Here is an 18,993-nt window from a genome sequence, read left to right on the forward strand (position 1 = left end):
TCATGCAAGCTCCTTCAAGGTCAGCGGCAGTCCGGCCGCCATCAGCGTGACACGCTCGCAGGCTGCGGCGACCTGCTGGTTGAGGCCGCCGAGCGCATCGACGAACCGGCGCACCTCCCGGCCCAGCGGGATCACGCCCAGCCCGATCTCGTTGCCGACCAGCACCAGCGGACCGGGCGCGTCGGCGATCGCGCCCAGCAGTTCGGCGATCGCGCGGTCGGCGCCCAGGCTCGCAGGCGGTGGTCCGGGGGGCGCCATGAGGTTGGTGAGCCACAGGGTGAGACAGTCGACCAGCACCAGCGTGCCGGGAGCGCCGTGGTCGCGGATCGCCTGCGCCAGCGCCAGCGGCTCCTCGACCGTGGTCATCGCCGGCACCCGCACCGCGCGGTCGTCGCGGTGCCTGGCGATGCGCGCCTGCATCTCCGCGTCCAGGGCCTGCGCGGTCGCGATCAGCACCGCGCGATGCGCGGGCGAGCGGGCGAGCCACGCCGCGGCGAGTTGCTCGCCGCGGCGCGATTTGCCGCTCTTCTGACCGCCGAGGATCAGTTCGCGGCGGGCCATGCTCATTTCGGCTGCCACCGGACGGTCAGGTACGCAGCGCGCCCTTGCTGGTTGTAGCCAAACGCGGTTTCATACTGCTCGTCGGTCAGGTTCGTGACCCGGGCCTGGACCGACCAGTCCTTGGCAAAGCGATAGTCCACATAGAGATCGACCGTGGTGTAGCTGCCGAGTGTGCGCGTGTTCGCCGCATCGTCAAAGCGGCTGCCCACGTTGAGCGCCGATCCGCCGAACTTCCAGGCGCCGACCGCGTAGTCGACGCCCAGCGACGCCTGGTTCCTCGCCCGGCGCGGCAACTGCTTGCCGGTGCCCTCGTTGCGCGGGTCGAGCGAGTCGTAGCTCGCGTGCAGGCCCAGGTCGCCGAACTGCCCGTCGTAGCTCAGCGTCCCGCCCTCGATGCGCGCGCGCGGAATGTTCTGCGGCAGCGTCGTGTTGGTGATGAAGCCCTGGATCTTGTTGTCGTAGCCCACCAGCTTGACCGTGTGGGCGCCCTGGGTCCAGGTGATCCCGAGGTCGGTGTTCTTGCCCTCCTCCGGCTGCAGCGCCGGATTGCCGAAGGCCGGGAAGTAGAGCTGGTTGAACGAGGGCGCCGTGAAGCTGGTGCCCTGCGACACGTTGACGCGCCAGTTCGGCGTGATGCGGTAGGCATAGCCGGCGAACCAGGTGTTGCTGTCGCCGAACTGCGAATTGCTGTCGTGCCGCGCGTCGAGCTGCCAGCTGTGGGCGCCCGAATTGCCGTTGAGGCCGACGAAGCCCGAATCGATGGCGCGGTCGGTCACGGTGTAGCGGGTGTCGCTCCTCACGTCCTGCTCGCGGCGCTCGAGCCCGGCGACCACGGTGCCGATCGGTGTCACGATGTCGTTCTGCCAGAGGTACTGGTCCTGGACGGTCTCGAACAGGCCCGGCAGGTTGAAAGGCGCGGCCACGATCGCGCGCGTGTAGTCCTCGCTGCGTGAATAGCGCAGCTGGGTGGTCCAGTTCGACATCACGAGGCCGCGGACGCCGACGTAGCCGGTCTGGGTGCGCAGGGTGCCGCGCGTGTCGCGGTTCGGGCCGTCGTCGAAGCGGTTCAGCCCGTCGGCGTAGAGCATGGCGGCGTCGAATTTCCAGTCCGGGTTGAGCTGGTAGCCGAATGACGCATTGACCGCGGTCTGGTTGAAGGGGTCGTCGTCCGGATTGAAGTTGCCGAACTGCACCTTGGGGTTGGTCGACGAGAACTTCGCGTTGAGTGTGCGCGCGACGTCGAGCGAATAGGTCGCGGCCCCCGCGGCGCCGCTGAAGCCGCCGGTGATCTGCTTGTAGCTCTCGCTGCCGACCGTGGTCGAGGCGTGCGGGGCGAACACCGGTTGACCCGGGCTCGCCCTGCGCGTGAAGATCTGCACCACGCCGCCGACGCCGTCGCTGCCGTAGAGCGCCGAGGCCGGCCCCTTGACCACCTCGATCCGGTCGATCATCTCGACCGGGATGTTGTCCCACACCGGTGTGCCGAGCGTGGCGGAGCCGTAGCGGACGCCGTCGATCAGCAGGATCGTGTGGCGCGGCTCGGCGCCGCGGATGTACACGCTGCTCGCTTTGCCGGCGCCGCCGTTGGCCGAGATCTGCACGCCGGCCAGCCGGGCCAGGATTTCGGGCAGCGTGCGGCTCGCCTGCTGCTCGATCTGCTCCCGGTCGATGACCACGGTGTCCGACACCAGTTCGTCGGCGCGGGTCGGCACCCGCGTCGCGGTGACCACCATCTCGGGCAGCGCTGGCGCCGCCTCCTGGGCCGACGCCAGCGTGGGGACGCCGACAGCACCGGCAATCAAGGCCGCGACGGCCGACGAAACGGCATGGGCGCGGGGCCGCAGCCGCGGCAAGGCGCACCGGGAGGCGGGCGTGGAAAGAACGCAGGATTTCATGGGGGCGACAAAAGGTCAAAGTCCTTCGCCGGCTTCCCCGCCAGCGCTTGGACGTCATGGCCGCCTGCATGCATCGCGCATGCGGCAGCCGCCTCGTTGGCCGGTATCCGGGCTGGCAGTGCAACCCTCGTCGCCTTCCCGTGCACCTGTTTCAGGGCACCCAGTGGCTGATTGACGAGGGCGGCGCCCGAGTGCGCCGACTGCTTGACCGTTGCGGGGGCAGCGCAGGTTGGTTCGGCCCCGGGGGGCTTCGACTCCTGCTTCCCGTTGAACTGCGACGCGTGAACCGCGGCGCGAGCACCAACGAGCGGAATTGTAGGGTTTGTCGGCATGTGCCCGGAACAACCGGGCGCGAACGCGCCGGCGGCGGAACCTACAATCGCCCTCCATGCCAGCATCGAGCCGTATTGACCAGATCGCCGAGCGCGTCGAGCGCCTGCTCGTGCGCCACGAAGAAGTACAGCGCACCAATGCGTTGCTGCAGGACCAGGTCGACGCGCTCACGCGCGAACGCGACACGCTCAAGTCGCGGCTCGCCGCGGCCCGCACGCGCCTCGACGCCCTGCTCGATCAGCTCCCGGTCGATCCCACCCAAGACGCCAGCTCTTCCTGATGAAACAAATCGAAGTCCAGATCATGGGCCAGAGCTACCTGCTCGGCTGCCCCGAAGGCGGCGAGGCGCAATTGCGCGACGCGGTCGAACGCGTCGACGGTGCGATGTGCAAGATCCGCGATGCCGGCAAGGTCAAGGCCCGCGACCGCATCGCGGTGCTGGCCTCGCTCAACCTGGCCTTCGACCTGGTGCAGCGCGAAGCGGCGCCGGCGCCGGCCCAGGTGCCTGCACCTGTACCTGCGCCCGCGCCCGCGGCGGACGCCACCGAAGACGAGGTCCGCGCCGTGCAATTGATCCAGCGCCTGGACCAGGCCCTGGCCGGCGACGGACATCTCCTCTGAAGATCCGGCGCGCCCGCGGCTGCAGGGCGTAAAATACGCATCGTCTGCGGTGCGAGGCTGGGCTCTATATTTCCTTGTACCAATGCTCTCCGGAGCAGGGCTTGGAATATCGCTTGGCAGGTGTGATCATCTCGCGTCAGATGAACCCGAAGCCTTGCTGACCTCGCCCACCTGAACCCTGGTTCAGGATGCGGGTTCGGCTCACACTCGCAGACACCTCTCACTGACAGCCACGGCCCCGCGATCGGCGCCGTGGCTTTTTTCTGGATCCTTGCGAATGACCATCGAACCCCTGCTGATCGCCGAACTCGCCCTGCTCGGCATTGGCACCGGATTCCTCGCCGGCCTGCTCGGCATCGGCGGCGGCATGCTGATGGTGCCGTTCATCACGATCATCCTCGGCCAGCGCGGCGTCGCCGCCGACCTCGCGGTCAAGATGGCGATCGCGACCTCGATGGCGACCATCATCTTCACTTCGATCTCCAGCGTGCGCGCCCACCATCGGCGCGGCGCGGTGCGCTGGGACATCGTCAAGCGGCTCGCCCCCGGCATCGTGATCGGCAGCCTGGCCGGCAGCCTGGGCGTCTTCAGCCTGCTCAAGGGCACCGCGCTGGCGATCTTCTTCGCCCTCTTCGTCGGCTTCTCGGCCACGCAGATGTTCCTCGACAAGAAGCCCAAGCCGACGCGCCAGATGCCGGGCACCGCGGGCCAGCTCGGGGCCGGCGGCGCGATCGGTTTCATCTCCGGCCTGGTCGGCGCCGGCGGCGGCTTCATCAGCGTGCCTTTCATGACCTGGTGCAACGTCGCGATCCACAACGCGGTCGCCACCAGCGCCGCGCTCGGCTTCCCGATCGCGGTCGCCAACGTGGCCGGCTACGTGGCCAGCGGCCAATCGGTGCAGGGCCTGCCGGCGGGCTCGTTCGGCTACATCTGGCTGCCGGCGCTGGCGGTGATCGCGGTCTGCAGCTTCCTCGTGGCGCCGCTCGGCGCCCGGGCCGCGCACAGCCTCCCGGTGGGCAAGCTCAAGCGCGTATTCGGAAGCATCCTCTATCTGCTGGCGGCCTACATGCTCTGGAAAGGGCTGCACGGCTGAGCGACCGGGCGCATTCACCCCGCCGCTTGACATGGATCAAGCCGAGGCGCGCGAAACCTGCTTTAAGCTCAGGTGATCCACCCACCACCGGAGAACCCATGTTCAAGCGCATCCTGGTCGCCACCGACGGCTCCCCTCTCTCGGAGAAGGCCGTGACGAGCGCCATCGCCCTGGCGGCCCTGAGCGGCGCCGAGCTGGTCGCGCTCACCGTGGTGCCCCGCTATCCGACCAACTACTTCGATGGCGCCGCGGTCTTCACGCCCGAAGACATCGGGCGCATCGAGCGACAGTGGACGGAGGCGGCGCAGACCACGCTCGACACGATCGCCAAGCAGGCCGAGGCCAGCGGCGTCAAGATCCGGACGGCGACGGTCAGCGCCGACCTCGTGGCCGAATCGATCATCAGCGCCGCAAAGAAGCACCAGTGCGACATGATCGTGATGGCATCGCACGGCCGCCAGGGCATCAAGCGCCTGCTGCTGGGCASCGAGACCCAGCACGTGCTCACGCATTCCGACCTGCCCGTCTTGGTCTTGCGCTGAGCTGACCCCCACGCTCCCCCACTTCGTGTGGGTCGCTGCCCCCCGAGGGGGCGTCCCCAGGCCGCCCTTCCGTGCGAAGCGCGGACGTCGCCGCGCAGGCGGCCCGGCGCCGGCCTGAAGGACCCCCACGCTCCCCCACTTCGTGTGGGTCGCTGCCCCCCGAGGGGGCCGCAGGCCGCCTTGGGGCGGCCCGGCGCCGGCCTGAATCGGGTTTATAACCACGGCACGCGGTGCCATCACCGCGCGCCACGCAACAAAGAGAGGCTACAAATGAAGATTCTGATCGCCGTCGATGGCAGCGCCCACACGCAGAAGGCGCTCGACTACCTGGCGAAGCATCGCAAGATGTTTGTCGACGGCAATGAACTGGTCGTGGCGCACGTCTGCGTCGGCGTGCCGGGGCACGTCACCCGCCATCTGAGCAAGGAAATCGTCAGCGACTACTACGCCGAGGAAGCCGCCAAGGTTCTCGAGCCGGTCAAGGCCGCCCTGGCCGGCCTCGGCATCACCGATTTCAAGGTCGACCAGCGCCACGGCCATGCCGCGGAAGAGATCCTCAAGGCGGCTGCCGCCTTCAACGCCGAACTGATCGTCATGGGCACGCACGGCCACGGCCTCTTCGGCCGCGCGCTGATGGGGTCGGTCGCGACCAAGGTGGTGTCCGAGACCGACATCTCGGTGCTGCTGGTGCAGTAGGCGCAGCTTCTCAATCCCTTGGGGCGAAGAGCCCCTTGTGCTGCTCGCGCAGCAGCGCCTTCTGCACCTTGCCCATCGCATTGCGCGGCAGTTCGGGCACCACGAAGCAGCGCTTCGGGATCTTGAAGTTGGCGAGCTTCGCCTTGAGCTCGGCGATGATCGCCTCGCCGTCGAGCGCCGCGCCGGCCCTGGCCGTCACGATGGCCACCCCGACCTCGCCGAAGTCGGCGTGCGGCACGCCAACGATGGCGCTCTCGGCCACGCCGGACATCTCGTTGATGTAGCCCTCGATCTCGGCGGGATAGACGTTGTAGCCGCCGCTGATGATCAGGTCCTTGCTGCGCCCGACGATCGTGACGTAGCCGAGCCCATCCACCATGCCGACGTCGCCGGTCTTGAAATAGCCGTCCGCCGTGAACTCTTCCTTCGTCTTTTCGGGCATGCGCCAATAGCCGGCGAACACGTTCGGCCCGTCGACCTCGATGTGGCCGATCTCGTCGCTCGGGCATGGCTCGCCGGCGTCGTCGCGCACCCGCAGCTGAACGCCCGGCAGCGGGAAACCCACCGTGCCGCCGCGCCGTTCGCCCTGCACCGGGCTGTAGGGGTTGGAGGTCAGCATCGCGGTCTCGCTCATCCCGTAACGCTCGAGAATCGTGTGACCCGTGCGCTCGCGCCATTCGTTGAAGGTGTCGATCAGGAGCGGTGCCGAGCCCGAGATGAAGACCCGCATGTGGCGACAGGCCTTGCGGGTCAGCCCGCGCTCGGCCAGCATGCGCACGTAGAGCGTGGGCACGCCCATGAAGACGGTCGCCTCGGGCAGCCGGGCCACCACGCGCGCCGGGTCGAAGCGGTTGAGCCAGATCATCTTGCTGCCGCTGATCAGCGCGCCGTGGATCGCGACGAAGAGGCCGTGCACATGGAAGATCGGAAGCGCATGGATCAGCACATCGCCACTGCGCCAGCCCCAGTAGTCCTTCAGCACCTCGGCGTTCGAAGACAGGTTGCGGTGCGTGAGCATCGCGCCCTTGCTGCGGCCGGTGGTGCCGCTGGTGTAGAGGATGGCGGCGAGGTCGTCTTCCTGCTTCGCAGCCACCGCATGCCGGTCGCCGCACTGCGCGGCCGCTTCGAGCAGCGTGCCCGTGCGGTCGTCATCGAGCGTGAAGACATGGCGGGTGCCGGCCGCGGTCGCGATCGGCGCCACCCAGGACGCGTTGGCGCTGCTGCAGACCACCACAGCCGGCTCGGCGTTGCCGATGAAGTACTCGATCTCGGCATTCCGGTAGGCCGTGTTGAGCGGCAGGAAGACATAGCCCGCGCGCAGCGTGGCGAGGTACAGCATCATGGCCTCGACCGACTTCTCGACCTGCACCGCGATGCGGGCGCCTTCCTCGAGATCCAGCGCGTCCAGCAGGTTGGCGATCATCGCGCTCGCGCGGTCCAGGTCGCGCCACGAATAGAAGAGGCCGTCGTCGGTCTCGACCGCGATCGCGTCGAGGTCGGCGGGGAAGGCCGCGCGCAGGGCGGCGAAGAGATTGGCGTTGGGGATATCGGTCATGTCGATCTCAAAAAACAGGGGCCCGCTTGGCCAGGAAGGCGGCGATGCCCTCGCGATGCTCGGCGGAGTCGGCGTAATCGTAGGCAGTGGGCAGCAGCGGCGCGACCGCGTCCTGCGCAGCACCTTGCCGCAGGACGGAGAAGGTGGTCTTGTTGAGGCGCGCGGCCTCGGGCGCCAGCACCGCGATGCGCTGCGCATGCGCCAGCACCTCCCCCGCCAGTTCGGCGTCGGGCAGCACACGCAGCAGGAAGCCGGCGTCGTACAGCCGGGCCGCATCATGGACGCTCGCGGCCAGCAGCATGTCGCGCGCCAGCACGTCGCCGACGGCGCGCTGCACCAGTGCCGCCTCGCGCGGCGCCATCGGGAATCCGAGCTTCGCGATCGGCGCGCCGAACCTGGCAGACGCACCGGCCAGGCGGATGTCGCAACAGCTCGCAATCTCGATCCCGGCGCCCATGCAGGCGCCCTCGATCCGGGCCACCAGCGGCAGCTCGCAAGCCAGCATGGCGGCCAGCGCGGCCCAGACCTCGTTCTCGTGGAATTCGCGCAGGCTGGCGGCGTCGAAACGGAACGAGGGGTACTCCGAGATGTCGCCGCCGGCGCAGAAGGCGCCGCCCTCCCCGCCGACGACCACGCAGCGCAGCGCGGGCTCCCGCGCCAGGCGCTCGAAGGTGTCGCGCAATGCGCGCCACATGCCGCGCGTCATGGCATTGAGCCGGCCCGGGTTCACGAGCGTCACGAAGGCCAGCGGGCCGTCGATGCGCAGTCCGATCGAAGCCGTCATTCGAGCTTGGCCCCCGATTCCTTGACCACCGTGGCCCAGCGCTTGATCTCCGCATGCACGAAACTGCCGTAGGCCGGACCGGACACATTCGCAAGCTCCGAGCCGTTGTTGGCCCAGATCGCCTTCAGTTCCTCGGTGGCCAGCGCCTTCTTCATGTCGTCGACGATCCTCGCCTGCACCTCCGCGGGCGTGCCCTTGGGCGCCCACAGGCCGTACCAGGTGGTCACGGTGTAGTCGGGCAACCCGACCTCGGTGGCGCAGGGCACGTCCGGGAAGGCGGGATTGCGCTTGCTGCCGGCCACCATCAGCGCCTTGATCCGCCCGGCCTTGACGTGCTGGGCCGACGAGCCCAGCCCGTCGAACATCACGTCGACGTTGCCGGCGATCAGGTCCTGCAGCGCCGGCCCCGCACCGCGATAGGGAATGTGCGTGATGTACGTGCCGGTCTGCAGCTTGAACAGCTCGCCGGCCAGGTGGTGCGAGGTGCCTGCGCCGGCCGATGCGTAATTGAGCTTGCCCGGGTTCTGCTTGGCGTTGGCGACGAAGGCCTGGAGCGTGGTCGCGCTGACGCGCTTCGGATTCACCACCACCACCTGCGGCACATTGGCCAGCAACAGCAGCGGCACGAAATCCCGCTCGAGGTCGTAGTCGAGCTTGGGATAGATCGAGGGCGCGATCGCATGGTGCACCGCGCCCATGAAGAGCGTGTAGCCGTCCGGCGCCGCCTTGGCCGCGATGCTCGCGCCCAAGGTACCGCCCGCGCCGCCCCGGTTGTCGATCACCAGCGTCTGCCCGGTGATCCTGCTGAACTGCGCCGAGAGCGGCCGCGCGAAGGCGTCGGTGCCGCCGCCGGCCGGGAACGGCACGATCATGGTCACGGGCCGGGTCGGCCAGCCCGACTGGGCGCGCGCGCCGACGGCAAGGGTTGCAGCGCTCGCCGCGGCCAGGCGCAGAAAGTCACGCCGCTGAAAGCCAGGGGTCATCGGAAGTCTCCTGTTGTTGTTCGAAATGGTGGTGCGCCGCGGCCGGCGGCGTGCCGTGCGGACGAGGCCCTGCATCAGCCCCTGAGGATTTGATCGTCAATGCCGCCCGATACCGCCACCTTGCCCTGCGCGAGAAGGGCCCGGTGCTTGTCGAGCCGCTTCAGATCGTAGAGGTAGTTGACCATCAGGCCGTAGGACTGCTTCTGCCCTTTCGGCGACGGGTCGCCGCCCCAGTTGAGCCGCTCCACCCGGGCACCGTTTCCGAGATGGAAGCGCGCCACCGGATCGACCGGCTTGCCATCGGCAGTGGCGCGCCCGAGGTACTCGGCGGCCGCGTTCAGCATCAGTTGCCGCACCGGCGATTTCACGTCGAGCACCATCGCCTCGTCGGCCGCGGCGAGGAAGCGCTCGGCCGAGGGCGGCAGCGAACCGATGACACGCCCCAGCTCGGCGGCCCGCTTCTCATCGAGCCGCGCGAGCAGGCCGGCGGCGTGTTTGCCCAGCCAGCTGCGAAAGCCCGGGATCGGCGACAGTGTCGCGAAGGTCTTCAGGCGCGGCAGTTCTTGCTGCAGCGTCTCGACCACGCGCTTGATCAGCGAATCGCCGAAGCTCACGCCCTTGAGCCCGGTCTGGGTGCTGCTGATCGAATAGAAGATCGCGGTGGTCGCCCGGTCGGGCTTGACCAGCGCGGCGGCCTCGTCGAGCAGCGGCTCGATGCCCTCGCTGATGCGGTCGACCAGCGCCACCTCGACGAAGATCAGCGGCGTGTTGGGCAGGCGCGGATGGAAGAAGCCATAGCAGCGGCGATCGCTGTCGAGCCGGTTCTTGACGTCGGCCCAGCTCTTGATGTCGTGCACCGCCTCGTACTGGATCAGCTTCTCGATCAGCGAGGCCGGCGAGTCCCAGCTGATGCGCCGCAGGTCCAGGAAGGCCATGTCGAACCAGGTCGAGAACAGGTGCTCGAGTTCGGCATCCAGCGGCAGCAGCCGGCGATCGCCCTTCAGGTGCGGCAGCAGCTCGGCGCGCAGGTCGACCAGGAAGCGCATGCCATCCGGATCGATCGCGAAGCGCTGCAGCAGCCGCGCGCGCGGCGACGCCAGTGCACGCCGAAGCTGAACCTCGGCCTGGCCCTCGTCGGCCGTGCCGACCGCCGCCTCGTGCTGGTCGCGCGCACTGCTGAGCGTCTGCACATCGGGTGCGAAGCGCTCGCTCATCAAGAGCCAGATGTCGCGGCGCTCATCGAGTTCGCGGGCGGCATACCACTGCACCACCGCATGGGCACGCCGTCCGGCCTCGACCTCGCTCACACTGGGATCGACCACCGCCTGCAGCTCGACCAGCGCACGGCGCAACGCGCGCGGCGCGAGCGCTTCGCCCGGCCGGCGCAGCGTGGCTTCGAGCCGCTCCGCGAGCGGGCGCGGTCCGAGGGCGGCCTTCCTGGCCTTGCTTGCATCCGCGGCCTTGCCTGCGTCGGGCGAACTGCCCGGACGCAGCAGCGAGACGCCGCGCGTGATCCAGTCACTGGCATTCATGAGATGAGTTTCGCTTTCTGTTGCAGCGCGACGGCCCGCAGGGCTTCGCGCTGGCGGTTCAGGTGGGTGCGCATCGCGGCCTCGGCGCCGTCGCTGTCGCGCGCCTTGAGCGCGGCGAACACCGCGAGATGCTCGGACAGGCTTTGGTCGAGCCGCCCCGGCGCGTGCAGCTGCTGCTGCCGCGCCAGTTTGAGAATCTTGCGCAGGTCGCCGATCACCTGTGCCAGCCAACGGTTGTCGGCCAGCATGATGATGGCCTCGTGGATCGCGAAATTGGTCGCGTAGTAGTCGTTGATGCGCCGGGCCCGCGCATGCTTGGCGAGCCGGCCGTGCAGAGCCTCGAGGGCATCGAGGTCGGCATCGCTCGCATTGCGTGCAGCCTCCCAGGCGCAGCGGCCTTCGAGCAGCGCGATCACCGGGAAGATCTCGTCGAGGTCGCGCTGGGTGACCTCGGCGACGAAGCAGCCACGGCGCGGCTCGTGCCGCAGCAGCCCCTCGGCCGTGAGCACCTTGAGGGCCTCGCGCAAGGGCGTGCGCGAGATCTGGAGGCGGTCGCACACGGCAGCCTCGTCGATGAAGCTGCCCGGCGCCATCTCGCCGCCGAAGATCTCTTCGCGCAGCGCGGCGGCAACCTCATCGTGCAAGGAGTTCTGGACCAGGCGCATGGCTGAGCTTTCCGTAATTACGCGTAATTATCAGAATTCAGGGGCCACGTTGCAATGCCTTTCGACCTCCGTGGATACCCTCGCGCCGCCCCGGGGGCCAGGGCGATCAGCCCCGTGCCACGCCCGCCGCCTGCGCCGGCCGTGCGCTGGCATAGAGCCAGAGTCCGAAGGCGATCATCGGCACGCAGAGCCACTGGCCCATGCTCATGTTGAGCGCCAGCAGGCCCAGGAAGTCGTCGGGCTCCCTGAAATACTCGGCGATGAAGCGCATCAGGCCATAGCCGATCAGGAACACCGCCGATACGCGGCGCTCGCCGCGATCCTTGCGCGCGTAGAGCCACAGCAGCACGAACAGCAGCAGGCCCTCGAGCAGGAACTGGTAGACCTGCGAGGGATGGCGCGGCAGCATCGAGCCGCTCTGCGGGAACACCATGCCCCAGGGCAGGTCGGGACTGCTGAAGCGGCCCCACAGTTCGCCGTTGATGAAGTTGCCGACGCGCCCCGCCGCGAGTCCGGTGGGCACACAGGGCGCGACGAAATCCATCACCTGCCAGAACGGCCTGGCGCGCGAGCGCGAGAACCACACCATCGAGGCAATGACGCCGAGCAGCCCGCCATGGAAGCTCATGCCGCCCTGCCAGACGAAGAAGATCTCCAGCGGATGCGTGAGGTAGTAGCCCGGCTTGTAGAACAGGCAGTAGCCCAGCCGGCCGCCGACGATCACGCCCATCACGCCCAGGAACAGGATGTCTTCCACATCCTTGCGGGTCCAGGCGCCCGGGCCGGTGACCGAACGGAAGGGTTCGTGCCGAAGGCGGCGCGTGCCGAGGAAATAGAACAGCGCGAAGGCGGCCAGATAGGTCAGGCCATACCAGTGGATGGCGACCGGGCCGAGTTGCAGCGCGACGGGATTGATCTGCGGGTACATGAGCATGGGGAGATTGTGCCGCCCCGCGCCGCGGTCCCGAATGCGAACGCTTCTGATACCCACACCCATGCAGACTGCCGGCACGGGGTCATCGACCCCGCTGCCCCCCATCGCCGCGATACTTCTGGGTTCCAAGAACAACAAGGCACAGGCTCATGCAGGGAAATCCTCAAGTCATCGACTACTTCAAGCAACTGGTGCGCGGCGAACTCGCCGCACGCGACCAGTACTTCATCCATTCGCGCATCTACGAGGATCAGGGCTTCGTGAAGCTCTACACGCGCCTCGACCATGAGATGCAGGAGGAGACCCAGCACGCCGACGCGCTGATCCGCCGCATCCTGTTCCTCGGCGGCCTGCCGGACATGCGCCCGAAGGAATTCACGCCGGGCCTGACCGTGCCCGAGATGCTGAAGAAGGACCTGGCGACCGAGTACGAAGTGCGCGCCGCGCTGCAGGAAGGCATGGCGCTGTGCGAAAGCGTCGGCGACTATGTCAGCCGCGACCTGCTGCTGACCCAGCTTCGGGATACCGAGGAAGACCACGCCTACTGGCTCGAGAAGCAGCTCGGCCTGATCGACAAGGTCGGGCTCGAGAACTACCTGCAATCCCAATCGCAAGGCTGAAGGCGCTCAGCCGCCCGCTGCCATCCGCTCGCGCACGAAAGCCACGAAGCGCGCCAGCGCCGGGTGCCCGTCGCCGTCCAGCCAGACCATGCTGGTCTCGCACAGCGGCACGGCGGGCGGCCGCTTCTTGCCGCGCGAGCCCGCCGCGTCAGGCGTCCGGTAGACCACGCCAGGCCGCCGAAACTGCATGACGCTCTCGGGCACCCAGGCCAGTCCGAGCCCGGCCGAGACCAGGTTGACGATGGTCTGCATCTGGATCGCCTCCTGCGCCACCACCGGCAGCCGGCCCGCCGCGTGGTAGAGCCCGAAGACCGCATCGTGCAGCGAAGGCGCAATGCGGCGCGGAAAGATCACCAGCGGCTCGCCGAGCACCGCGTCCCACGCCAGCTGCGGCGCCGCGGCCAGCGGATGGTGTTCGGGCAGCGCCAGCACCAGCGGCTCGACCGCCACCCGCAGGTGGTGCAGGCCCGGCGGCGCAAAGCCCGGCGAATGCAGCATCAGGCCGGCGTCGATGGCGCCACGCTCGAGGTCGCGCAGTTGCACGTCGCCCGTGGCCTCGACGAGCTCCAGCACCACCTGCGGGCTGTGTTCGCGGAACGCCCGCACCCAGCCCGGCAATTGATCGAAGCCGATGGTCGAGACGAAGGCCAATCGCACGCGCCCGACCTCGCCGGCCGCCGCCGCGCGGGCCCGCGCCGGCAGCGCCTGGGCGCGGGCCAGCAGTTCGCGCACCTCGGGCAGCAGCGCCTCGCCGGCCGGCGTCAGCGCCACGCGGCGCCGGGTGCGGTCGAACAGCGGCACGCCGAGCGTCTTCTCGAGCTGGGCGATGGCTTGCGTGACCGGCGGTTGCGTCATGTGCAGGCGCAGCGCGGCCCGCCCGAAATGGAGTTCCTCGGCGACGGCCACGAACTGGCGCCAGGCGCGCAGGTCGATCGATGCTTCTTTCATATGCCAAGCATATCAATAGCACCCCGAAATAGGATTGGAAGCAATCAATCAATCGTCCGATACTTGGCATCCCCCGATCACGAACCCGAGAACCACGATGGACACCAAACCGCTCCAGATCAACCGCCGCAGCGCCAACATCGTCGAAGGCAAGAGCCGCGCGCCGAACCGCTCGATGTTCTATGCGATGGGCTACCAGGAAGGCGACTTCAAGAAGCCGATGGTCGGCGTCGCCAATGGCCACAGCACGATCACGCCCTGCAACTCGGGCCTGCAGAAGCTGGCCGATGCCGCGATCGCGGGCATCGAGGAGGCCGGCGGCAACGCGCAGGTGTTCGGCACGCCCACCATCTCCGACGGCATGGCGATGGGCACCGAAGGCATGAAGTACTCGCTGGTGAGCCGCGAGGTGATCTCCGACTGCATCGAGACCTGCGTCGGCGGCCAGTGGATGGACGGCGTGCTGGTGGTCGGCGGCTGCGACAAGAACATGCCCGGCGGCCTGATGGGCATGCTGCGCGCCAACGTGCCGGCGATCTACGTCTATGGCGGCACCATCCTGCCGGGCAGGTACAAGGGCCAGGACCTGAACATCGTGAGCGTGTTCGAAGCCGTCGGCCAGAACGCCGCGGGCAACCTGAGCGACGAGGACCTGCGCGAGATCGAGATGCGCGCGATCCCCGGTACCGGCTCCTGCGGCGGCATGTACACGGCCAACACGATGAGCTCGGCCTTCGAGGCGCTGGGCATCTCGCTGCCCTACTCGTCCACGATGGCGAACCCGCACGACGAGAAGGCCAACTCGGCCAAGGAATCGGCCAAGGTGCTGATCGAGGCGATCAAGAAGGACCTCAAGCCGCGCGACATCGTGACCAAGAAGGCGATCGAGAACGCGGTGGCCGTGATCATGGCCACGGGCGGCTCGACCAACGCGGTGCTGCACTTCCTGGCGATCGCGCACGCCGCCGGCGTCGACTGGTCGATCGATGACTTCGAGCGCATGCGCAAGAAGGTGCCGGTGCTGTGCGACCTCAAGCCCAGCGGCAAGTACCTCGCGGTCGACCTGCACCAGGCCGGCGGCATCCCGCAGGTGATGAAGGTGCTGCTCAACGCCGGCCTGCTGCATGGCGACTGCATCACGATCACCGGCCAGACCATCGCCGAAGTGCTCAAGGACGTGCCCGACCAGCCGCGCGCCGACCAGGACGTGATCCGTCCGATCGGCAAGCCGATGTACGCCGAAGGCCACCTCGCCATCCTCAAGGGCAATCTGTCGCCCGAAGGCGCGGTGGCGAAGATCACCGGCCTCAAGAACCCGGTCATCACCGGGCCGGCGCGCGTCTTCGACGACGAGCAGTCCGCCCTCGAAGCCATCCTTGCCGGCAAGATCAAGGCCGGCGACGTGATGGTGCTGCGCTACCTGGGACCCAAGGGTGGCCCCGGCATGCCGGAGATGCTGGCACCGACCGGCGCGCTGATCGGCGCCGGTCTGGGCGAGAGCGTGGGCCTGATCACCGACGGCCGCTTCTCGGGTGGCACCTGGGGCATGGTGGTCGGCCACGTGGCACCCGAGGCAGCGGCCGGCGGCACCATCGCCTTCGTCAACGAGGGCGACTCGATCACCATCGACGCGCACGAACTGAAGCTCGAGCTCAACGTGCCCGAGGCCGAGATCGCCAAGCGCCGCGAAGGCTGGAAAGCGCCGGCACCGCGCTACACGCGCGGCGTGCAGGCGAAGTTCGCGTTCAATGCCTCCAGCGCCAGTTCCGGCGCCGTGCTCGACAAGTATTGAGCTCGCCCCCAGGTTGGGCTCACTTCGTGTAGCCCGCCCACCCCCTGCCGGGGGCAACACCAGCGGCCCGGCAAAGCCGGTTCCGCGGTGTTTCTGGTGAAGAGCGCGTTGGAAGCGCCGCTGCGGCTCAGCGCCGCTTTCGGTTCGAACGGCTGTTGAGCATGCCGAGGTTGCTGCGCTGCCGATCGATCCGGTCCTGGCGGCGCTGGTTCTCCTTCTCGACGACCTTGCGCTTGGTATAGCCGGAGGCATCGGCCCACGCCCACCAGGCGATCGCGAGCGCGAACGGGACCAGGACGATCCACCAGCTCAGGGTGGCGACGAAGCCGATCTCGAAATATTTGAGAGCCACACCGAGCAGACCCAGCATCAGAAACCACATCGCGAACTTCTCCGTTGTGTCAGAGGCGCGCCGGCCGAAGCGGTCCACCGCCCTGCCTACAATCGCGTTGGATCGACTTTAACGCACCCACGACTGCCAGCCTCCATGAAAAAAGCGCTCGTCCTCGCTGCCGCCGGCCTCCTCTGCGCCGCGCCCGCCCTCGCCGATCTGGCGCTGGCCACCTCGAAGAACTGCATGAGCTGCCACGCGGTCGACCGCAAGGTGCTGGGGCCGTCCTTCAAGGACGTGGCCGCGAAGTACAAGGACGCCAAGGGTGCCGCCGACATGCTGGCAGGCAAGATCATCAAGGGCGGTTCGGGCGTCTGGGGGCCGGTGCCGATGCCGGCCAACAACCAGGTCAACGAAGCCGATGCGAAGAAGCTCGCCGCCTGGGTGCTGTCGGCCAAGTAGGGCCGAACGGACAGCGCGGCTCAGACGGCCGGCGGCATCGCGGCCGGCGTGGGCACCGGTCGGCGTTCGAGACGGTCTTCCAACTGGCCCATGTGGGCCGCAATGGTGTTTTCGGACTGCTCGGCACGCTGCTTCGCGGCAGCCTCGAACTGCTCGATCCGTGCCAGCAGCGCCGCGTGTCGTTCGGCATTGCGCGCCATGTGGGCGTTCTCCTGGGTCTCGAGAAAATTTCGCAGCTCGGTGAACCGCGAGGCCTCGGCCTTGTCGGCCAGCTCGCGCTGCGCCTGCATCTCCTTGGTGTGCCTGCGCGTCTCCAGGAGGATCGAGCTTTGCAGGTAGACCACGTAGGCGACGAAGAAGATGCCCAGCAGCGCGGTCAGCCCGAGCATGATGAGCCCGAACGGCGCCGTCACCTGCATGAAGCCGACAGACATCAGCGTCGGCGAAACCAGCAGACCCCAGTTCAAGGCGGCCAGTGCCGCGATCAGCAGCACGACCACCAGCAGCACAGCGGTTCTCAATCCCATTTTTCTTTTCCCTGTAGTTGATTGGACTGCCGCTGCGCCAGGAGGACGAGGCGCTCAATAGGCCTTGCCGAGCTGTTCCAGAATGGCCGGATTCTCGAGCGTCGAGGTGTCCTGGGTGATGGCCTCGCCCTTGGCAAGGCTGCGCAGCAGGCGCCGCATGATCTTRCCGCTGCGGGTCTTCGGAAGATTCTCTCCAAAGCGGATGTCTTTGGGYTTTGCGATGGGTCCGATTTCCTTGGCCACCCAGTTGCGCAGTTCGGCGGCGACCTTGCGGGCCTCCTCTTCCGTGGCCGGGCGCCCGCGCTTGAGCACCACGAAGGCGCAGACCGCCTCGCCCGTCACGTCGTCGGGCCGGCCCACCACGGCCGCCTCGGCCACCAGGTCGGTCTTGGCGACCAGGGCCGATTCGATYTCCATGGTGCCCAGCCGGTGGCCCGAGACGTTGAGCACGTCGTCGATGCGCCCCGTGATGCGGAAGTAGCCGCGGTCCGCGCTGCGCACCGCRCCRTCGCCCGCGAGGTAGATCGTGCCGCCCATCTCCTCGGGGAAGTAGCTCTTCCTGAAGCGCTCGGGGTCGTTCCAGATGGTGCGGATCATCGAGGGCCAGGGCCGCTTGATCACCAGCATGCCGCCGGCGCCGTTCGGGATGTCCTTGCCGGTCTCGTCGACGATCGCGGCCATGATGCCCGGCAGCGGCAGCGTGCACGACCCCGGCACCAGCGGCGTSGCGCCCGGCAGCGGCGTGATCACGTGGCCGCCGGTCTCGGTCTGCCAGAAGGTGTCGACGACCGGGCAGCGCTCGGCGCCGACATGGCGGTGGTACCACATCCAGGCTTCGGGATTGATCGGCTCGCCCACGGTGCCSAGGATGCGCAGCGASSWCAGGTCCCAGTTCYTCGGGTGCACCTTCTCGTCGCTGTCGGCGGCYTTGATCAGCGAACGGATCGCGGTCGGYGCGGTGTAGAAGATCGAGACCTTGTGCTTCTCGATCATCTGCCAGAAGCGGCCCGCATGCGGGAAGGTCGGGATGCCCTCGAACACCACCTGCGTGGCGCCGGCGGCCAGCGGGCCGTAAGCGACGTAGGTGTGGCCGGTGATCCAGCCGATGTCGGCGGTGCACCAGAACACGTCTTCGGGACGGATGTCGAAGGTCCAGTCCATCGTGAGCTTGGCCCACAGCAGGTAGCCGCCGGTCGCGTGCTGCACGCCCTTGGGCTTGCCGGTCGAGCCGGAGGTGTAGAGGATGAAGAGCGGGTGCTCCGCGCCCACCGGCACCGGCGGGCATTCGCTCGCCTGGCCCTGGAGGGCCTCGGCGAAGGTCTTGTCGCGCCCGGCCTCCATGTGGCAGGCGGTCGCGGTGCGCTGGTAGACCAGCACGCTCTTGATCGATTCGCAGCCGCCCAGGGCGATGCCGTCGTCGACGATCGCCTTCAGCGGCAGTTCCTTGCCGCCGCGCAACTGGTAGTTGGCGGTGATCACGGCCACCGCGCCGGCGTCGATGATGCGTTCCTGCAGCGCCTTGGCCGAGAAGCCGCCGAACACCACGCTGTGGGTGGCGCCGATGCGGGCGCAGGCCTGCATCGCGATCACGCCTTCGATGGTCATCGGCATGTAGATGACGACCCGGTCGCCCTTGCGGATGCCTTCGGCCTTGAGCGCATTGGCGAACTGCGAGACGCGCGCCAGCAGTTCCTTGTACGTGACCTGGGTGACCACGCCGTCGTCGGCCTCGAAGACGATCGCGGTCTTGTGCTCGACCGGCGTGCCGATGTGCTTGTCCAGGCAGTTGGCCGAGGCGTTGAGTTCGCCGTCCTCGAACCACTTGTAGAAAGGCGCATTCGATTCGTCGAGCGTGCGCGTGAAGGGCTGGGTCCACACCACGTTGGCTTGCGCCTGGCGGGCCCAGAAGCCGTCGAAGTCGTCCGCGGCTTCCTTGCAGAGCGCGTCGTACGCCGCCATGCTGGCGATGCGCGCGCCCTGGGTGGCGCGGGCGTCGGGGGAAAACACGCGGGTTTCGATCAAGACCGATTCGATGGTCTTCGATGTGTTCGTCATCACTGCTTCATCTCTCTTCCTTCGGGCATTGGAGTCGGACGAACGCGCAAGATCGATGCCCAGG

Annotated in this window: 20 protein-coding genes and 1 riboswitch; of the genes, 8 read left to right on the forward strand and 12 right to left on the reverse strand. The window is 68.0% G+C overall.

Translation table 11 applies throughout. The features are described 5' to 3' along the window. Nucleotides 1–567 carry a bifunctional adenosylcobinamide kinase/adenosylcobinamide-phosphate guanylyltransferase gene (locus AC1D2O_RS01385; protein WP_478088502.1) on the reverse strand — a complete coding sequence of 189 codons (567 nt, stop codon included), beginning with the start codon at nt 565–567 and terminating at the stop codon, nt 1–3. Further along, on the reverse strand, nt 564–2,456 hold the full coding sequence (locus AC1D2O_RS01390) for a TonB-dependent receptor domain-containing protein (RefSeq protein WP_478156016.1): 1,893 nt from the start codon (nt 2,454–2,456) through the stop codon (nt 564–566). The genes AC1D2O_RS01385 and AC1D2O_RS01390 overlap by 4 nt, the downstream gene beginning before the upstream one ends. A gap of 81 nt (nt 2,457–2,537) precedes the next feature. After that, nucleotides 2,538–2,775: riboswitch (cobalamin riboswitch) on the reverse strand. Nucleotides 2,776–2,844: 69 nt separating this feature from the next. Between AC1D2O_RS01390 and AC1D2O_RS01395 the strand changes: the two genes are divergently transcribed. The 5 genes from AC1D2O_RS01395 to AC1D2O_RS01415 all read left to right on the forward strand — a co-directional run bounded on the left by AC1D2O_RS01395 (nt 2,845) and on the right by AC1D2O_RS01415 (nt 5,741). Further along, complete coding sequence (locus AC1D2O_RS01395; RefSeq protein ID WP_478094838.1) at nt 2,845–3,069, forward strand: DUF904 domain-containing protein; 225 nt, start codon at nt 2,845–2,847, stop codon at nt 3,067–3,069. Next, the gene (locus AC1D2O_RS01400; protein WP_478094840.1) at nt 3,069–3,410 is read left to right on the forward strand and encodes a cell division protein ZapA; all 342 of its coding nucleotides are present in this window, start codon (nt 3,069–3,071) and stop codon (nt 3,408–3,410) included. Before AC1D2O_RS01395 ends, AC1D2O_RS01400 begins: the two co-directional genes overlap by 1 nt. 277 nt (nt 3,411–3,687) lie before the next feature. Continuing rightward, complete coding sequence (locus AC1D2O_RS01405; RefSeq protein WP_478156017.1) at nt 3,688–4,503, forward strand: sulfite exporter TauE/SafE family protein; 816 nt, start codon at nt 3,688–3,690, stop codon at nt 4,501–4,503. Nucleotides 4,504–4,601: 98 nt separating this feature from the next. Further along, entirely contained in the window at nt 4,602–5,045 is a 444-nt protein-coding gene (locus AC1D2O_RS01410; protein ID WP_478156018.1) for a universal stress protein, read from the forward strand. Nucleotides 5,046–5,315: 270 nt separating this feature from the next. Further along, nucleotides 5,316–5,741: a universal stress protein gene (locus AC1D2O_RS01415; RefSeq protein WP_478093135.1), complete on the forward strand. Its 426-nt coding sequence runs from the start codon at nt 5,316–5,318 to the stop codon at nt 5,739–5,741. Between the two features lie 10 nt (nt 5,742–5,751). Here AC1D2O_RS01415 and AC1D2O_RS01420 read toward each other — a convergent pair whose 3' ends face one another. The 6 genes from AC1D2O_RS01420 to lgt all read right to left on the reverse strand — a co-directional run bounded on the left by AC1D2O_RS01420 (nt 5,752) and on the right by lgt (nt 12,194). After that, on the reverse strand, nt 5,752–7,296 hold the full coding sequence (locus tag AC1D2O_RS01420; RefSeq protein WP_478156020.1) for a malonate--CoA ligase: 1,545 nt from the start codon (nt 7,294–7,296) through the stop codon (nt 5,752–5,754). A gap of 7 nt (nt 7,297–7,303) precedes the next feature. Beyond that, nucleotides 7,304–8,080, reverse strand: coding sequence for an enoyl-CoA hydratase/isomerase family protein (locus AC1D2O_RS01425; protein WP_478093139.1), 777 nt, complete (start codon nt 8,078–8,080; stop codon nt 7,304–7,306). Further along, complete coding sequence (locus tag AC1D2O_RS01430) at nt 8,077–9,063, reverse strand: Bug family tripartite tricarboxylate transporter substrate binding protein (RefSeq protein ID WP_478093141.1); 987 nt, start codon at nt 9,061–9,063, stop codon at nt 8,077–8,079. Before AC1D2O_RS01430 ends, AC1D2O_RS01425 begins: the two co-directional genes overlap by 4 nt. A 74-nt stretch (nt 9,064–9,137) precedes the next feature. Continuing rightward, entirely contained in the window at nt 9,138–10,595 is a 1,458-nt protein-coding gene (locus AC1D2O_RS01435; protein WP_478156022.1) for a malonyl-CoA decarboxylase, read from the reverse strand. After that, nucleotides 10,592–11,260, reverse strand: a complete 669-nt coding sequence (locus AC1D2O_RS01440) for a GntR family transcriptional regulator (RefSeq protein ID WP_478156024.1) — start codon at nt 11,258–11,260, stop codon at nt 10,592–10,594. The genes AC1D2O_RS01435 and AC1D2O_RS01440 overlap by 4 nt, the downstream gene beginning before the upstream one ends. Nucleotides 11,261–11,366: 106 nt before the next feature. Further along, on the reverse strand, nt 11,367–12,194 hold the full coding sequence (gene lgt, locus AC1D2O_RS01445; protein ID WP_478094101.1) for a prolipoprotein diacylglyceryl transferase: 828 nt from the start codon (nt 12,192–12,194) through the stop codon (nt 11,367–11,369). Between the two features lie 149 nt (nt 12,195–12,343). On the opposite strand from lgt, the gene bfr reads away from it, so the two are divergent. Next, the gene (bfr, locus tag AC1D2O_RS01450; RefSeq protein ID WP_478094103.1) at nt 12,344–12,814 is read left to right on the forward strand and encodes a bacterioferritin; all 471 of its coding nucleotides are present in this window, start codon (nt 12,344–12,346) and stop codon (nt 12,812–12,814) included. A gap of 6 nt (nt 12,815–12,820) precedes the next feature. Here bfr and AC1D2O_RS01455 read toward each other — a convergent pair whose 3' ends face one another. Further along, a complete protein-coding gene (locus tag AC1D2O_RS01455) occupies nt 12,821–13,762 on the reverse strand; it encodes a LysR family transcriptional regulator (RefSeq protein ID WP_478156026.1) in 942 nt (313 codons plus the stop codon). Between the two features lie 97 nt (nt 13,763–13,859). On the opposite strand from AC1D2O_RS01455, the gene ilvD reads away from it, so the two are divergent. Next, nucleotides 13,860–15,554: a dihydroxy-acid dehydratase gene (ilvD, locus tag AC1D2O_RS01460; RefSeq protein ID WP_478156027.1), complete on the forward strand. Its 1,695-nt coding sequence runs from the start codon at nt 13,860–13,862 to the stop codon at nt 15,552–15,554. A 127-nt stretch (nt 15,555–15,681) separates the two neighbouring features. On the opposite strand, the gene AC1D2O_RS01465 is transcribed toward ilvD, so the two are convergent. Further along, nucleotides 15,682–15,936, reverse strand: a complete 255-nt coding sequence (locus tag AC1D2O_RS01465) for a TIGR04438 family Trp-rich protein (RefSeq protein WP_478094511.1) — start codon at nt 15,934–15,936, stop codon at nt 15,682–15,684. Nucleotides 15,937–16,041: 105 nt separating this feature from the next. Between AC1D2O_RS01465 and AC1D2O_RS01470 the strand changes: the two genes are divergently transcribed. Then, nucleotides 16,042–16,347 (forward strand): c-type cytochrome, encoded by a 306-nt coding sequence (locus AC1D2O_RS01470; RefSeq protein ID WP_478094505.1) that lies wholly within the window; start codon nt 16,042–16,044, stop codon nt 16,345–16,347. 20 nt (nt 16,348–16,367) lie between these two features. Here the strand turns inward: AC1D2O_RS01470 and AC1D2O_RS01475 are convergent, their stop codons facing one another. Both AC1D2O_RS01475 and acs read right to left on the reverse strand, forming a co-directional pair. Continuing rightward, the gene (locus AC1D2O_RS01475) at nt 16,368–16,874 is read right to left on the reverse strand and encodes a LapA family protein (protein WP_478094507.1); all 507 of its coding nucleotides are present in this window, start codon (nt 16,872–16,874) and stop codon (nt 16,368–16,370) included. 54 nt (nt 16,875–16,928) lie between these two features. Further along, the gene (acs, locus tag AC1D2O_RS01480) at nt 16,929–18,929 is read right to left on the reverse strand and encodes an acetate--CoA ligase (protein ID WP_478156028.1); all 2,001 of its coding nucleotides are present in this window, start codon (nt 18,927–18,929) and stop codon (nt 16,929–16,931) included. Between the last annotated feature and the right edge of the window lie 64 nt (nt 18,930–18,993).

This window comes from Variovorax sp. P1_G12, assembly GCF_056405555.1.